The organism is Actinoplanes sp. TBRC 11911 (assembly GCF_012933445.1).
In the GTDB taxonomy this organism is placed as follows: domain Bacteria; phylum Actinomycetota; class Actinomycetes; order Mycobacteriales; family Micromonosporaceae; genus Actinoplanes.
Genome location: NZ_JABBNC010000004.1, coordinates 125,522 through 141,694 on the forward strand (window position 1 = coordinate 125,522; position 16,173 = coordinate 141,694).

Consider the following 16,173-nt stretch of genomic DNA (forward strand, 5'->3'; position numbering starts at 1 on the left):
TCCGGCAGGATCATCGTTATCGATCGAAGGAGACAACGGGGTGAAGACACTTACCGTCGAGGCGGCCGACATCGCGTGGGGAAACGACGCGCCCGTGCTGCGAGGCGTCACCGTGGACGCGCGTCCCGGCGAGATCCTCGCGATCACCGGCACGTCCGGCGCCGGCAAGACCACGCTGCTGAGCGCGATGGCCGGCCTGCTCGCGCCGGTCGCGGGCAAGGTGCTCGTGGACGGTGAGCCACTCGCCGACCGCGACCACGCGGTGTCGCTGAACGTCGTGCTGATCCCGCAGGACAACGGCCTGGCCGCGATCCTGACGGCGGCCGAGAACATCTCGGTGGCGGTCATCGCCACCGGCGGCACGCCCGCCGAGGCCCGCCGCCGCACCGCCGAGGCGCTCGACCCGCTGGGCCTGTCCGGGCAGGCCAATCAGCTGATCGAGGAGCTCTCCGGCGGTCAGCAGCAGCGCACCGCGATCGCGCGCGGGCTGGCCCTGCGCGGCGACGTCCTGCTGGCCGACGAGATCACCAGCGAGCTGGACGCCGCCAACCGGCAGAAGGTGCTGGAGCTGCTGCGCTCCGAGGCCACCCGCGGCGCCGCCGTCGTGTTCGCGACCCACGACCCGGAGGCCGCGGCGGCGTGCGACCGGGAGCTGCACCTGGCCGAGGGCGAAGCGGTCTGGGCCCGCCGGTAGCGGCCGTCAGGCGGCCGTCGTCTCGGTGCCGCCCGGCACCAGGGTGACCTCGCCGTCGATGTGCTGCACCGTGAAGAGCGTGCCGGGCGGGTAGCTGCCCAGCACCTCCGGCGGCAACTGGACGGTGCCGTCGCCGGCCACCACCGCGAAGTCCTGGCCGTCGCGGCCCTCGGCGCCCACCCGGCCGTCGCGGATGGTCACCGCCCGGCCCAGCCGGGCGCCGACCTCGTTGTCGTGCGTGACGACGACGATGGTGGTCTGGCGCTCGGCGTTGACCGTCTCCATCGCGGCGAGAACCTCGTCGCGGCCCGCGGTGTCCAGCCGCGACGTCGGCTCGTCGACCAGCAGCAGGCCGGGGCCGGTGGCGATGCCGACCGCGAGGGCCGCGCGCTGCCGGCCGCCCGGGGTCAGGTCGGCCAGCCGCTGCCGGCCCTGACCGGGGAGCCCGACCAGGTCGAGGATGCGGTCGGGGTCGTCCAGCTTGATGCCGCGCGTGTGCGACGCGCGGCGCTGCGCCAGCCAGATGTTGCGGTGCAGCGACGCGTACGGGAGAAGGTTTCGCGCCGCGCCCTGCAGCACCACACCGATCTCGGTGCCCCGCAGCCGGGAGATCTCCGAGTCGGAGAGCTTGCCCATGTCGTACGTGCCGATGTTGATCCGCCCGGCGGACGGCCGCATCAGACCGGCCAGCAGAGCGATCAGCGTGGACTTGCCGGACCCGGACGGGCCGACCAGCGCGATCGTCTCGCCCGGCGCGATGGAGAGATCGACGCCGGCCAGCGCGACCACGTCGCCGGCCTCGGCGCGATAGATGTGCACCACTCGGCGGCAAGCCACGGCAAGTCCGTTCATGGCCTTACGCTAGCGAAGATCCGCACCCGCTACGACCCCGCTTCGATAACGTCCCGAGCTAGCCTTTTACAGTGGCTGCCGTGCGCGATATCGCCGTTTTCTCCGGTTCTGCCCATCCTGAGCTGGCCGCCGAGATCTGCCTGCATCTCGGCGTTCCGTTGCTGCCCACCAAGACGTCCCGATTCGCGAACGACTGCATCGAGGTGCAGCTCCAAGGCAACTGCCGGGAACGCGATGTTTTCCTGATCCAGCCGCTGGTCCCGCCCGTACAGGAGAATTTGGTCGAGCTTTTGTTCATGCTCGACGCGGCGCGTGGCGCGTCCGCCGGGCGAATCACCGTGGTGCTGCCGCATTACGCGTACGCGAGAAGCGACAAGAAAGACGCCCCGCGCATTTCCATCGGCGGGCGGCTGGTGGCCGATCTGCTGTCCACCGCCGGGGCGAACCGGGTGCTCGCGATGACGCTGCATTCGCCGCAGGTGCACGGATTCTTCAGTGTCCCGGTCGACCATCTGCACGCGCTGCGCGAGCTGGCCCACCACTTCCGCGGCTACGACCTGAGCAACACCGTCGTGGTGTCCCCCGACCTGGGTAATGCGAAAGAGGCGGCGGCGTTCGCGCGGATGCTCGACATCGACGTGGCGGCCGGCGCGAAGCAGCGTTTCGCCGACGACAAGGTCGTGATCAGCTCGGTGATCGGCGACGTGACCGACCGCGACGTCATCATCCTGGACGACGAGATCGCCAAGGGCAGTACGGTCTTCGAATTGCTGGCCCGCCTGCGCGAGCGAAATGTGCGCAGCGTCCGGGTGGCGTGCACGCACGGCCTTTTCGCGGCGGACGCGTTGCAACGGCTGTCCGCCGAGAAGGAGATCGAGGAAATCGTCTGCACGAATACGGTGCCGATCCCGCCGCGGAATCGCACCGACAAGCTGACGGTTCTGTCGGTGGGGCCGGCGCTGGCCGAGGCGATGCGCCGGATCCACAACGGCGAGTCAGTGAGCGCGCTGTTCACCTGAGCTCGCTCACGCGGTTTTCCGTTCGTCATCCGCATCCTGGCCGTACAGGAACGGGGTGACCAGCCGGCGTACTTCCCGGGCGATCTGCTCCGCCCGGGATTCGGCCGCCTCGATTGCCGCGAGGTCGGCGTTGAGGTAGCCGATCGCCACCTCGGCGTTCCAGGCGACGAGACCGCCGTCGACCGATTCCTCGTCCCGGACGGCGTGCAGCACCTGCAACTCGTGCATTCGTGCCTGCCGCTGGATCCCGCAGATCCGGTGGATCTCGGCCGGTCCGCGCAGCGCCGTGGCCATGACTTTGAGCTGGAAGTCGTCGCGGTATCCCGCGGCGCGGACCGTCGGCTCGTCGAGCCAGCGGGACAGCTCCGCGCGGCCCGCCTCGGTGATGGCGTGGGTGGTGACGTCCGGATGACCTTCCGGCACGGCGGTGATCAGGCCGTTCTTCATCAGCGGCTTGAGGATCGCGTACACGTGACTGCGGGAGGCGCCGCTCCAGTCGCGGCCCAGCGCGGCCTCGACCGCTCCGCGCAGGCTCCACGCGTAGCAGTCACCCTCGGCGAGAAGCGCGAGCAGTCCGTGCGCGTATGGCATTCGACCATCCTACGAACAGGTGAAAAACGCTGGGTCGGATGGTCCCGCCGGTGTGCGGCATCATGGTGGGCATGCTTCGGCTACGGGGGAAGCCGGGCCCGGGCGACGACGGCTCCCTGTCGCCGGCCTCGGGCTCGGAAGCAGTCATCAGGTTCGTCCACGTCAGCCACCGACCGCTCCACGACATCACTTTGGCCGTTCACCCGGGTGAGGCGGTCGCCATCACCGGGCCCGCCGATTCCGGCAAGACCGCCCTGCTTCGTCTGGCCTCCGCGCAGGACCGCCCGGATGCGGGCAGCGTGGTCATCGACGGTGTGCGCACCGAGTCGGTGCCCGGTCACCGGGCCACCCGGCTACGGCGTCGCATCGGGGTCGTCTCCGCCGGCTCTGTCCTGATGAGCGCGCTCACCGTGGTCGACAACGTCGTGTTCCCGCTGCTGCACCAGCGAGTGAGCTTCGACCCCTACGAGCGGGCGCTCCGCCTTCTCGACGCGGTCGGCATGGCCGATGCGGTCCGGGTGCGGGCGTCGCGGCTGTCCGGCTCGCAGCGGATGCGGGTGGTGCTGGCGCGGGCACTGGCGAACCAGCCGCGCCTGGTGGTCGCCGACGAACCCGTCGCCGGCTTGGATCGGCGGGCCGCGACCGAGATTCTCGACCTCCTGAAGCGCCTGACCACGGCGAACGGCACGGCGTTACTGCTGGCTACCGCCGACGAGGCGACGGCTGCGCGGGCGCCGCGGGTGGTGCGCCTGCGGGCCGGTGTCGTCGTCGCCGACGTCCGTGCCGACGTGGGGCCGGCGGCCCGGGCGGCCGCCAGGCAATGGATCGAACGGCCGGCGCCCGTGATCTGAGGCGTTGCAAACGCATGAGCGGCACATGGCGAGGACGGGAAGACCTCGCCCGATGGTTGCCCCGGCGATCCGGGGAGTGCGAGCCTTCGGCATAGCCATTTCTGCCGGGCGCATGGGGGCGACGACCGATGGCCTTTCCCGCGGCGTTGATGTGGCTGACCTGGCAACGGTTGCGTGCGCATCCATGGCGGTCCGTGACGCTCGTGCTGGTGATAATGACGTCCACTACCGCCTCGCGCGGCCATCCCGTCCTGCTGCTCCTCTGCGGACTGGCTATCGCCCACGCGACGCTCGCCTCTACCGCGACGCTGGCCCCGGAGCTGCGACAGCAGGCTTCGCTGGGACTGCTGCCCGGTGAGATCCTGAGCTATCTGCTGACCGAGGTGAGCCTGCTGACGCTCAGCGCCGGTGTGCTCGGCACGGTTCTCGCCGGTCTGACCACCGGTGTCTCGTCAGACCTGGTGCCGGAGGCGCCGACGGCCCTGGCGGTCGGCCTGGCGGCGGCTCTGGTCCCGGCGTGGCGGGCCAGTGCGCGAGCACACTCGGACCGGTCGCCACGTGGCTCCACGATGTCGTTTCCGCATGCTCGTGGCCGGCTGCGCGCGGCGATCGTGCAGCTGTCCGGGATCCCGGGCCGCACCCTGCTCTGCCTGGCGGCGGTGGCGATCGGCGGCTGGGAACTGGTCCTTCTTCTTGGCACGCACCAGTCGCCGGGCGACACCGCGGCGACCGGGCTGGCCGTGCTGCTGGCCGCGTTCGTGGTGGCCGACGCCGGCTGGTCATCCGTGCGCGACCGCGGCCCCGAGCTGGCCGACCTGCGGATCCAGGGCCTGCTGGGCATCCAGGTGGCCGGCCTGGTGATGCGCGAACTGGCCGTCGTGGTGTGCCTCGGAACGGCTCTGGGTGGAACCGCCGGTCTAACGGTGGTGGCGTTCGCCTCCTAGGCATCCCACTGGATGTTCACTTGCGGTTCCAATCAAGTTGCGGACTCGGTTGTTAAGGCCCCACTAAGGTTCCTGGACGTGAGTCAGCATAGGGACTCCGTCCTTTCCAGACAGTCGACCGGAGTCAGATTCCTGGTCCACCTGCTGCCTTCCTCGTCGGCGCCGAGCTGGCTGGGGTGGCCGGTCGCGGCCACGGTGCCGGAAACCTCCACGGACTGGTTCGGCTGGCGGCTGATGACCGGGAACAACCGTGAGCTGGCGCGCAGCGCGTTCCGGTTCCCGGCCGCCGACCTGTGCCGCCAAGCCGTCCGGGACGTGCGCAGCGGCAGCACCAGGATCGCGACCGACGTGGTCAACGACCGGTTGACCGGGCGGTTCAGCTGGCGCGGGGCGCTGGACGGGGTGGTCGTCGCGGCGGGCCGGCGTTACCAGCAGGAGCAGGGCGCCCGGCACGCGGCCAGGAGGTTCGTCGGAGCGGTGGCCGGAGCCGAGGTTGTCGATGCGGTCCGCGGCCTGCCCGACTGGCACGTGCCGGTGAGTGCGCGATGAGCGACGTCTTAGTGGAGGCCCCGGAGCGGCAGGGCCCGCAGCCGCGGGTGCGCCTGAAGGCGAACCTCGAGTGGCCGGACCGCGTCTTCCGAGGTGTCGCCCGCGGTGGGGGTCTGCTTGTCCTGCTCATCATGGCGCTGGTCGGTACGTTCCTGACCTATCGTGCGCTGCAAGCGTTGCGACAGGCCGGCTTCAGCTTCGTCACCACCCAGGACTGGAACCCGGACGGCGGTGGCTTCGGCATCGCGGCGGTCATGGTCGGCACGGTCCTGATCGCGATCGTGGCGATCGTGGTGGCCACCGCTTTGGCCGTCGGTGTCGCGCTTTACATCTCGGAGATGGCACCACCCGGCGTACGACGTCTGATGGTTGCCCTGGTGGACCTGATGGCCGCGGTTCCCAGCGTGGTTTACGGGCTGTGGGGGGCGTATTTCCTGCAGTGGCGGGTGCTCGGCCTCTCCCGGTGGATCTCCGACTGGTTCGGATGGATTCCGCTTTTCAAGGTGAGCGGAGTCCAACGGCACGACCCGCTGACACCGGAAACCCTTTACACGTCGAGCACGTTCATCGCGGGGCTCGTCGTGGCGCTCATGGTGGCGCCGATCGCCTGCTCGGTGATGCGCGAGGCCTTCAGCCAGGCGCCGCCCGGCGAGCGCGAGGGCGCCTACGCGCTGGGTGCGACGCGCTGGGGCATGATCCGGAGTGTCGTGCTGCCGTTCGGCCGCGGCGCGCTCATCGGCGGCATCATGCTCGGCCTGGGCCGGGCGCTGGGCGAGACGATCGCGGTCGTCCTGATCATTTCGCCGGTCTTCAAGATCCAGCCGCACATCTTCGAGAACGGGACCTCCAGCGTCTCCAGCCTCATCGCGCTGCACTACGGCGAGTCGAGCCCGTTCGCGCTCAGTGCGCTGATGGCCGCGGGACTGGCCTTGTTCGCGCTGACGCTGCTGGTGAACTTCGCCGCGGCGTCCATCGTGGCCAGGTCGCGTTCCGGCGCGGTAAGCGAGGCGTGAACCGATGACCGTGCTCGACCAGAAAACTGAACCGCGGACCTCGATTCCCGAGCGGGGTAGATCGAGCGCCACGCAGACCCGCCGGAAGCTGGGCGGATTTCGCAAGAGCGATGTCTTCGCGCTGGTCGGCGGCCTGGCTGCCGCGTCCGCCACCACCGGTCTGCTCTGGCTTCAGATAGGTCCGTTCACCGGGGCGCTGGGCTACGTGATAGTGAGCTGGTTCATCTTCGTCGGCACTTATGCGTTGCTGGTGTCCTTCGACGAGAACCGGCCGACCATGTGGGACCGGATCGCCACGGTGATTGTGCACTCGCTGGCGCTGGTGCTGTTCGCCGTCCTGGTCTTCGTGATCGTCTACACGTTCGTCCGAGGTGCGACCGCCCTGCGGCATCTCAACTTTTTCACGCAGGACATGCACGATGCGGGGCCACTCGACCCGCTCACCGTGGGCGGTATCAAACACGCCATCATCGGCACGCTGATCGAGCTGGGCATCGCACTGGCCGTGTCGGTGCCGCTGGGCCTGCTCGGCGGGGTGTTCCTGCATGAGATCCCGGGGCGCTTCCCCCGATTCGTGCGGACCGTGGTGGAGGCGATGACAGCGCTGCCCGACCTGCTGGCCGGCCTGTTCATTTTCGCGACCCTCATCTTGATCTTCGGGATGGAGAAGTCTGGTCTCGCAGCGGCGCTTGCCCTGTCGGTCACCATCTTGCCGATCATCATCCGCGCGTCGGACGTCGTGCTGAGGCTCGTTCCGGGCAACTTGACCGAGGCGTCGTACGCGCTCGGTGCCGGACATTGGCGCACGGTCCGCTATGTGGTGCTGCCGACGGCCCGGTCCGGGCTCGCCACGGCGGTGATCCTCGGTGCCGCCCGGGCGATCGGCGAGACCAGTCCGGTGCTGATCACCGCTGGAGCGACCGCGCAGGTGAACGCCGATCCGGTGCACGGTCCGATGATGAGCCTGCCGCTGCTGTCCTACACGCTCGTGCAGAACTCTCAGGACAACATGGTGGCCCGCGGTTTCGGCACCGCCACCACCTTGTTGGTCCTGGTCCTGGTGTTGTTCGCGATCGCCCGCGTCATCGGTGGGCGCGGGCCGGGCCAGCTCAGCAGACGCCAGCAGCGTCGTCGTGCCGCGGCGTCCCGGCGCGACTTGAACCGGTTCGCCGGCCAAACGACTGCCCCGACAGGCGAGGCACAGGGAGAATTCTCATGATCAACCCGTCTCGACGTGGCTTGTTGCGTCGCTGGCTCACGATGGCTTGCGCCGTGCTGCTGGCCGCCGGGGTGGGCCTCGCCATCCGGCCGCCGGGAGCGGCGGCGGCCGGTTACGTGACGATCAACGGCGCCGGGTCGACCTGGTCGCAGAACGCGATCGACACCTGGCGGCGTAACGTCGCGCAGTTTGGCATGAACGTCAATTACACCGGCCTGGGTTCGTCCGACGGCCGGAACCAGTTCCGGGTCGGCACGGTCGACTGGGCCGCCTCCGACATCGCGTACGGGGTCAAGGACGGCAACAACGAAGATCCGCCGCCGACCGCCCAGCATCCATTTGTCTACGTGCCGGTCACCGCCGGTGGCACGACGTTCATGTACAACCTGAAGATCGGTACCCGGCAGGTGACGAATCTGCGATTGTCGGGTGCCACCATCACGAAGATCTTCACCGGTGTGATCAAGATGTGGAACGACCCGGCCATCGCCGCCGACAATCCACAATTGCGTCTCCCCGGGATCAAAATCGTTCCGGTCGTACGGTCCGACGGCTCCGGCGCCACCGCCCAGTTAACTCAGTGGATGGTCGCTACCCAGGGTTCCCTGTGGAATGACTACTGCGCGGCTGCCCACCGCACGCCGTGCACCCAGACCTCGGTGTACCCGATCGTGCCCGGCCGCGGCATGGTGGCCCAGTTGGGCGACGCCAACGTCGCGGGCTACGTGAAGCAGAAGGATGCCGTCGGCACTATCGGCTATGTCCAGTACTCGTATGCCAAGAACGCCGGGTTCCCGGTCGCGAAGATGCTCAACAAGGCCGGTTACTACACCGAGCCGACCGCGGGTCACGTCGCCGTGTCGCTGCTCAAGGCGCGGATCAACAACAACGCAAACGATCCGAACGTGTACCTGACGCAGGACCTGTCCCAGGTGTACGTCAACCCGGACAAGCGTACCTACCCGCTCTCCGGCTACTCGTACATGATCATGCCGACCTCGACCAATGCGCCGATCACCAAGGCCAAGGGGCTGACGCTGGCGGACTTCGGCAAGTACGCCCTTTGCCAGGGACAGGCGCAGGTCAACTCGCTCGGCTACTCGGCGTTACCCATCAACCTCGTGGAGGCCGGGTTCGCCCAGCTCAAGAAGATTCCTGGCGCGAACATCGGCAACATCAGCGTCCAGTCCTGTCACAACCCCACGTTCACCACGAACGGCACCAACCTGTTGGTCACCCAGGACCCCAATCCGCCCGCTTGCGACAAGCAAGGGCCGACCCAGTGCACGACCGGCACCGGGGGGTCAAAAGACCAGGACACCCCCGCCACCAACGGGTCGAACGGGACCAAAGCGCCCGGCAACGGGTCCGGCACACCGGGAGGCGGGAAGACGCCCGGTAGCAACGACCCGAACAACCCCGATTCGACGAAAGCCGCTACCCAGGACGGTGGCAACGGTGCGACCGGGCAGCAGACCGCATGTGATGCGGATAGCGGCGACTGTGCCGCGGCCGGCAGCGGTGGTGGTGGCGCCGGCCAGTCCGACGTGTTCGCCGACCCGGTGTCCGCGGAGGCCGGTCTTGGCGACGGATTCCGCGTCGCTCTCATGGTGCTGGCCGGCGCATTGCTGGTCGCGCTGACGCTAGGGCCGCCCTTGATCGCGCTGGGCGGCATGCGACGCCGGCGGCGGTCGGATCGATTCACGAACCCCGGAGGGCACGCATGACCCCGTTGCGACGGGCCGTCGCGGCCGTTGCCGCGCTCGTGGTCGCGGGCACGCTGACGGTGGTGGACCCGTTCGCCGCGACCCGGCCCGCAAGCGCCGCGATCGACCCGATCAGCGGGTTCGGAACCACCGACTCCGCGGTGACCGTTCACTGGGCGGACGGCCTCACCGGCACCGACAACAAGACGATTGTGACTCCGCGCCAGCCGAAGGGCTCGTCCGGGGCTTTCCTCGACGACTTGTGGGACGGCTTCGGGAATCTGAGCCTGACCGTCGGTCAGACCTCCGGCCTGACTCACCAATCTGTGCAGGTCAGCTGGTCCGGCGCGACGCCGACACCACCGGGCAACATCAGTGGTGACTACCTGCAGATGATGCAGTGTTACGGAGACTCGGAGAAGGGACCCGACCCAGAGAACTGTCAATGGGGCAGCTTCAACGCGGTGAGTCTTCCCGATGCAGCCAGTAGCGGTGTCAAGGTTGACGACAGTCGTACCGGAGTGCTCTGTGGTGACAACCCGGCATCGCCCAGCGGCTGCGACCCGGCTGAAAAAGATCACCCGGAACATGTGCCGCCGGCGGTGCTGAACCAGAGCGGCATCTATTCGGTGCCTTTCATCCCGGTCGATACGACGGATAAGATCTACCTTCGCGACGCCGACTCTCTGCACCCTGACCTTCCGTCGCTGAGTGAATATTTCAACGCCCAATCCACCAACGAGATCCCGGCCGGGATCACCTCCGCGGACGGTACCGGAGAAGAACATTTCGAGGTTCAGACGAATCGCGAAGCCGGCGGATTGGGCTGTGGCGCTCCCAACGCCGCGGCCGGCAATTCCCCGCGAAGCTGCTGGCTGGTGGTCGTCCCGCGCGGCAACGTGCACCCGAACAACCAACCGCAGCGTCTGGGTAACCAATCGGCCCTCGGCTCCACCGCTTGGGCGCAGCGTCTGCAGGTCCGACTGAACTTCGTGCCCACCAACGACACCTGCTCGCAGGAAAGTGCCGTGCGGCCCATGGTCGGGACCGAGTTGGTCGCCGGTCTGATCCAGTCGTGGCAACCAGCGCTCTGCCAGAACGGAGGCTCGGTCTACAGCTTCGCCGCCACCGCGGACGACACGAATGCGACGGAGCTCGGCAGCGATGCTGCGGGCGCGGCCGGGATGGCGTTCACCACCGGCGCCATCACGTTTCCCGATGGGGGGCCGGCGGTGTTGTACACGCCGGTAGCGATAACGGGATTGACGTTCGCCTTCCGTATCGACACCCAATCCGAGAACGCCGTTCAGCAGATACGGCAGGTCAAAGTCAATCCAGAGTTGGTAGCGAAGTCGTTGACGCAATCCTACAAGGGCGATCTTCCCGGCGGCGCGATTTCGGCGAACTCGACGTATTTCGAACAGCCGGACTGGATGAAGACGGTGTATGTCAACATCACCGCGGACCCGAAATGGCACGACCTCAACCCCGACATCGCGCGCCCCGGCCTCAGCTACACGACGGCTCCGATGACCACGGCGGACGAGTCGGCAGTCAACCAATCGGTATGGGCCTGGGTGCAGTCCGACCAGGGCACGCGGGACTGGCTCGGCGGTAAACCCGACGCGACCGGAATGGTGGTCAACTCGGATCTGCAGGACCTCGACCTGGATCAGCCCCCACCGGCCACCGGTTACCCGCGCGACAGCAAGATCTGCACGCGCAGCAAAGACCCCTCGGCGCCGCACAGCGAAAATCCTGCGGCCGACCCGTGCATCAACTCGGTCGACTACATTCCGTTTGCGAGCAACCTCGATGACGTTGGGCTTCACATCCAGCGCGCCCTCACCGCCGGCACGCCCGGTACCTGGGATCCGGCGGCTCTGTCGCCGAGCGGCGACGCCGGTTATTGGGCGAAGGCACAGGCGGCCCCGGTCGGCCAGCGCTTCGCCTGGGGGATCACCGACGCAGCGGTGAGCGCCAAGTACGGCTTGCCGACCGCGGATCTGTGCACTGCGGACGGCAACTGCGTGGCCCCTTCGGCGGCCAGCCTCGGAGCAGCCGTGGCGCAGGCGCGGCCCGACAGTCACAAGCTCATGCAGGTCGATCCCGCCAACCTCGGGCCAGACGCGTACCCGCTCACCCGGGTCGTCTACGCCGCGGTTCGTCTCAATCAGGATCCGGCCGCTCTGCGTGACTCCGCCGCGCTGTTGGACTACGCGGCGGACAAAGGGCAGGTTTCGGGCGTCGAGGTAGGCCAGCTTCCGCCCGGTTATCTACCCTTGCCGGCCGGACTTCGCGCCGCGACGAAGGCCGGGGCAACCGTCTTGCGCATGCTTGCCGACGGCAAGCCCGTCCCGTCCGAGCCGGGCGTGATTCAGCCGTCGACGCCGTCGCACCCGTCTTCCACCGTGACGTCGCCGAGTCACGCTGCCACCGGCGTTCCTGATCCGGGGAAACCGCCGACTACCGGCCCGGTCCCGACGGGGGCCACGATCAGCCAGCCACCGGCCGGGCTCGCCGCCTCCACCGGCTCCACCGCGAACGACACCCTCGGCCTCATCCGCTGGGTCCTGGTCGGAGCGTTGATCGCCAGCGGGGCCGGCAGTCTCGGCGGCCTTTTGCTGCGATTCATGCGCCGACGACGGACAGTCGACGGGTAATGAACCGATTGCCGCATTTGGATACCAATTCCAATTCTCCATTCGTCACCTCCCATTAATGTTGGCGTGCATTCGGAATCCCCTGATGGACCACAAAAGCAGGTTCCGTTCGTCGCTGACCGTGAGCAAGTATTTTCTCAGCCCGATTAAACAGATCGGGCAAGGGACCCTGAAAGGGGTTAAGAAATGAAGCTGAAAGGCTTCCTTGTCGCTGCGGCCGGCAGCGCCGTGATCGCGAGCGCCGTCCTCGGCGCCACCGGTCCCGCGTTCGCCGACCCGGCGGCTCCCACGACGATCGCCGGCGCCGGTTCGGACACCACTCAGGACGTGATGGACGCGATGGCGAAGGCCCTCGCGCCGGCGACGATCGGATCGTGGAACGCGATCACGGGCGGCACCACGGTCCATGACCCGATCACCCCGAAGAGCACGACCGCTTGTACGGGCGTGTCCCGGCCGAACGGCTCGGGCGAGGGCGTGACCGCGCTGCGCCGGTCGCTGAGCAACACCGCGGGCTACCCGGCCAGCACCACCGCCACCTACGCGGCCGGCGCCGGGGCCACGGTTCCCGCGCTGGGCTCGCTGTGCTTCGACTTCGCGCGTTCGTCCAGCGGCCCGGGCGCCAACGCCAGCTCGTCCGGTCTGCTGCAGTACGTGCCGTTCGGTCTGGACGGCGTTACCACGGCGACGGGCCCGGCCACGGGCAGCAACGCCACCCTGATCAAGGGCGCTTTCACCCTGGCCCAGCTCAAGGGGATGTACGCCAACGGCACGGCTGCCAAGGCGACCGACGGCGTCACGTACGACCCGAACCCGGCCGACGGCAACCAGGGCACCACGATCCACCTGCTGATCCCGCAGGCCGGCTCGGGTACCCGTAGCTTCTTCTCGACCGCCCTGGGCTTCAACGGCACCACCCCGCCGGCGTGGGTGTCCGACACCTACACGCCGACCGCCGGTGGCGCCACGGCGTCCGTGCAGGAGCACGACGGCACCGCCGTCAGCCTGGACCACAGCGCGATCATGCCGTTCTCGACCGCGCAGTGGATTGCTCAGGCGACCGGCCACGGCGACCGTCGCCACGGCGCGATCCTGCAGAAGATCGACGGCGTGGCGCCGACCGCCGCGGGTGTGCTCAACCAGAGCTTCCCGAGCGACCTGCTCCGCGAGGTCTACAACGTGATCCCGTTCTCGGCCACCACGGCGACGGGCACGCCGCTCTACAACACCTTCGTCAACCAGACGCCCTCGAACCCGCTGCGTATGTGCGCCCGCACGGCCGTCATCCAGACGTACGGGTTCGGCCTGCTGAACAACGCGCCGAAGGGCCACACCTGCGGCCAGATCGCCCCTGAGCTGCGCGCCTTCAGCTCGGCTCAGTGGTAATGCACCACCGCCTGACCGGTAACTGAACGACCCCGGGCGCCCGACCGGAAACACACCGCCGGCCGGGCACCCGGTGCCACCACCCGAATCAAGACAGAAGGCAGACGATGAACGCACATGACACTGTCCGTCGGGCCGCAATGCTGGCCGTGGGGGTGCTGGCCGGGACGACCTTGTTCGCCACGGCAGCGCAGGCCGCGCCAGTCAGTGGCCCCGGCGGGCTGACCATCACCCCGGCCGCCGGATCGACGACCGCCAACCCGATCGGCAGCAGCTTCGCGAGCGCGAACGCATGCCCGGAGGACTTCCGCGCGTTGGCTCAGGTCTCGCTCCTCAGCGACAGCGGGGCGTTCGTCCCGCTGACCAACAGCGTCTTCGACGTGGCCGACACCAAGCTGAGCGGTCCGCTCGGCGTGGGGGACAGCCTCGCCACTGCCATGGCGAACTACGTTGACGGCGCGCTGCCGTCCGGCGACTACGAGTTCGCGCTGCTGTGCTACAACGGCGACTTCGACTTCCGCGTCGGCGCCAGTGCCCCCGTGCACGTCAACCTCGAGGACAAGACCTGGAACGTCGTCGAGGGTGGCGGTGAGACCGGAGCGGTCGCCACCACCACGACGCTGACCGCCGACCCGACCAACGCCAAGGCCGGCGACGACGTGACGCTGACCGCGACGGTGGGCGGCGAGGGCGCCGCCGGTTCGGTCGAGTACTTCGACGGCGGCAACTCGCTGGGCACCGTGGCCGTGTCCGGCGGGACCGCCACCAAGACGGTGGACACGCTGTCGGCGGGCGACCACTCGCTGACCGCGAAGTTCGAGCCGACCGACCCCGACGCGTTCAAGGAGTCCACCTCGGACGCCGTGACCGTCAAGGTCACCGCCGAGGACGGCAGCTCGACCGGTGGTCAGCAGATCAACGTGACGGTTCCGAGTATCGGCGGCGGCAACGGATCCCTCACCATGGAGGTCGGCAGCGACCCGGTGACGCTGGACCAGGTGGCCGAGGGTCAGCTGTCCTTCAAGGGCGACCTGAGCGAGATCACGGTGACCGACGAGCGCGACCAGCTCGCCGGCTGGCACGTGGACGGCACGACGAGCGACTTCACCGGCGACAACGGCACCATCGCGGCCAAGCAGCTGGGCTGGGCGCCGAAGGTGGTCGAGCAGAACGAGAAGGCGGACGTGGTCAAGGGCGCCGACGTGACGCCCGCCGCTCCGGGCCTGGCGAATGCCGCCACGCTGGCCTCGGCGGCCGCCGGAAAGGGTGCCGGATCGGCCACCCTGGGCGGAACGCTGGACCTGGAGGTTCCCGCGGAAGCGGCGGCGGGTTCCTACTCCGCCGACCTGACCGTGACCCTCATGGGTAGCCCCAGCTAGTAGCCGAAGGCGGGGCAGGTGCGTCTCGCGCCTGCCCCGCCTCGGCCGTTTCATGAGACCCGATCCGGTATGAGGGGAAAGAACCTTCGATGACCAGTCGTGCGCGGGCCCACCGTGTCTGGCACCTGATGGCGGCCGTCGCCGTCGTCGTGACCAGCGCGGCTGCCGCCACACCCGCGATCGGGGCGCCCTCCGTGGCTCCGACCCCGACGCCATCCCCGTCGGCCGGTAAGAGCCCGGCTTCGAAATCCTCGCCGGTGCGATGGTCGGTGGCGCCGGCAAATGCCACCACAGTGGACGGCCGCAACCAATACTCGTACGAGAACGTGCGTCCCGGCGCGACGGTGCACGACTATGTCAGCATCACCAACCTCGGCGCCGCGCCGGTCACCTTCCGGGTGTACGCCGCGGACGGGGTCACCACGGCGGACGGCAAGATTTCCGTGGCCACCGCTGCCGTCAAACCGACCGACCTCGGCGTCTGGACCAAGCTCGCGCACGGCAGTGTGAAGGTGCCGGCCCGGAGCCAGGTGATCGAGCCCTTCACCATCAACGTGCCGGCTAATGCCACGCCCGGGGACCACGCCGGCGGGCTGATCGCCTCGGTCACCGAAAAGGCCGCCGAAGGCCAGGTCAGCCGAGAAAGCCGGTTCGCGGTCGCCGCCTACGTCCGCATCGTCGGCGCGCTGACCCCGGCGCTCGGCATCGAGTCGGTCTCGGCCAGCTATAAGGGGACCGCCAATCCGTTCGGTGCCGGCGGTGCCACCGTCGCCTACACGGTGCATAACACCGGCAACGTGCGACTGTCGGCCGCCCAGGCCGTGTCCGTCACCGGTCCGTTCGGCACCGAGGAAACGGTCCGGCCGGACGCGCTGGCGGTGGTGCTGCCCGGCGACTCGGTGCGCGTCACCGCTCACCTGTCCGGGATCCAGCCCGTCGGCCCGCTGAAGGCACACGTGACGGTCACTCCGGGACCCGCGTCGCACGCGCCCAAGATGTCCGCGGCGCTCACCCCGGTCGCGCAGACCGTCGGCCTGTGGGCGACACCGTGGCCGCAGATCGTGCTGTTGCTGATCCTCATCGTGATCGCGCTCGGCGTGTGGTGGTGGATTCGGATCAGCCGTCGTCGCATGCGCGCCAAGCTGGCCGCCGCCGAGGACCGCGGGCGCCAGGCGGGTGCCCTAGCGGAACTCCTCGAGCCGGCACCGGTCCGCGACGGCGATCCCTCGGACGGCCCCGAACTCGTCGACTCCCACCATGCCGGCGATGCGACGTCGCTCGCCGCACCCGACCCCGATTGAGGAGCC

Annotated in this window: 14 protein-coding genes; 12 read left to right on the plus strand and 2 right to left on the minus strand. The window is 68.7% G+C overall.

The window, feature by feature from the left end; genetic code table 11:
- The first annotated feature begins 40 nt into the window (after positions 1-40).
- Positions 41-694 (plus strand): ABC transporter ATP-binding protein, encoded by a 654-nt coding sequence (locus HH310_RS08295; RefSeq protein WP_169174842.1) that lies wholly within the window; start codon positions 41-43, stop codon positions 692-694.
- Positions 695-700: 6 nt separating this feature from the next.
- Here the strand turns inward: HH310_RS08295 and HH310_RS08300 are convergent, their stop codons facing one another.
- A complete protein-coding gene (locus HH310_RS08300) occupies positions 701-1,546 on the minus strand; it encodes an ABC transporter ATP-binding protein (protein WP_169174843.1) in 846 nt (281 codons plus the stop codon).
- Positions 1,547-1,626: 80 nt separating this feature from the next.
- On the opposite strand from HH310_RS08300, the gene HH310_RS08305 reads away from it, so the two are divergent.
- Positions 1,627-2,565 (plus strand): ribose-phosphate pyrophosphokinase, encoded by a 939-nt coding sequence (locus HH310_RS08305; RefSeq protein ID WP_169174844.1) that lies wholly within the window; start codon positions 1,627-1,629, stop codon positions 2,563-2,565.
- Positions 2,566-2,571: 6 nt separating this feature from the next.
- Here HH310_RS08305 and HH310_RS08310 read toward each other — a convergent pair whose 3' ends face one another.
- A complete protein-coding gene (locus tag HH310_RS08310) occupies positions 2,572-3,156 on the minus strand; it encodes a PadR family transcriptional regulator (protein WP_169174845.1) in 585 nt (194 codons plus the stop codon).
- A gap of 71 nt (positions 3,157-3,227) precedes the next feature.
- Between HH310_RS08310 and HH310_RS08315 the strand changes: the two genes are divergently transcribed.
- The 10 genes from HH310_RS08315 to HH310_RS08360 all read left to right on the plus strand — a co-directional run bounded on the left by HH310_RS08315 (position 3,228) and on the right by HH310_RS08360 (position 16,167).
- Complete coding sequence (locus HH310_RS08315; protein WP_169174846.1) at positions 3,228-4,007, plus strand: ABC transporter ATP-binding protein; 780 nt, start codon at positions 3,228-3,230, stop codon at positions 4,005-4,007.
- 215 nt (positions 4,008-4,222) lie between these two features.
- Positions 4,223-4,951 carry a hypothetical protein gene (locus HH310_RS08320; RefSeq protein WP_169174847.1) on the plus strand — a complete coding sequence of 243 codons (729 nt, stop codon included), beginning with the start codon at positions 4,223-4,225 and terminating at the stop codon, positions 4,949-4,951.
- A 78-nt stretch (positions 4,952-5,029) separates the two neighbouring features.
- The gene (locus HH310_RS08325; RefSeq protein ID WP_169174848.1) at positions 5,030-5,500 is read left to right on the plus strand and encodes a hypothetical protein; all 471 of its coding nucleotides are present in this window, start codon (positions 5,030-5,032) and stop codon (positions 5,498-5,500) included.
- Complete coding sequence (gene pstC, locus HH310_RS08330) at positions 5,497-6,513, plus strand: phosphate ABC transporter permease subunit PstC (RefSeq protein WP_169174849.1); 1,017 nt, start codon at positions 5,497-5,499, stop codon at positions 6,511-6,513. Before HH310_RS08325 ends, pstC begins: the two co-directional genes overlap by 4 nt.
- A 4-nt stretch (positions 6,514-6,517) precedes the next feature.
- Positions 6,518-7,732 carry a phosphate ABC transporter permease PstA gene (gene pstA, locus HH310_RS08335; RefSeq protein ID WP_169174850.1) on the plus strand — a complete coding sequence of 405 codons (1,215 nt, stop codon included), beginning with the start codon at positions 6,518-6,520 and terminating at the stop codon, positions 7,730-7,732.
- Positions 7,729-9,459, plus strand: coding sequence for a phosphate ABC transporter substrate-binding protein PstS (locus HH310_RS08340; protein ID WP_211191909.1), 1,731 nt, complete (start codon positions 7,729-7,731; stop codon positions 9,457-9,459). Before pstA ends, HH310_RS08340 begins: the two co-directional genes overlap by 4 nt.
- Positions 9,456-12,101 carry a hypothetical protein gene (locus HH310_RS08345; RefSeq protein ID WP_169174851.1) on the plus strand — a complete coding sequence of 882 codons (2,646 nt, stop codon included), beginning with the start codon at positions 9,456-9,458 and terminating at the stop codon, positions 12,099-12,101. Before HH310_RS08340 ends, HH310_RS08345 begins: the two co-directional genes overlap by 4 nt.
- A 186-nt stretch (positions 12,102-12,287) precedes the next feature.
- Positions 12,288-13,487, plus strand: coding sequence for a substrate-binding domain-containing protein (locus HH310_RS08350; RefSeq protein ID WP_169174852.1), 1,200 nt, complete (start codon positions 12,288-12,290; stop codon positions 13,485-13,487).
- 107 nt (positions 13,488-13,594) lie between these two features.
- A complete protein-coding gene (locus tag HH310_RS08355) occupies positions 13,595-14,866 on the plus strand; it encodes an Ig-like domain-containing protein (RefSeq protein ID WP_169174853.1) in 1,272 nt (423 codons plus the stop codon).
- A gap of 89 nt (positions 14,867-14,955) precedes the next feature.
- Positions 14,956-16,167, plus strand: coding sequence for a WxL protein peptidoglycan domain-containing protein (locus tag HH310_RS08360; RefSeq protein ID WP_169174854.1), 1,212 nt, complete (start codon positions 14,956-14,958; stop codon positions 16,165-16,167).
- Positions 16,168-16,173 lie beyond the last annotated feature (6 nt).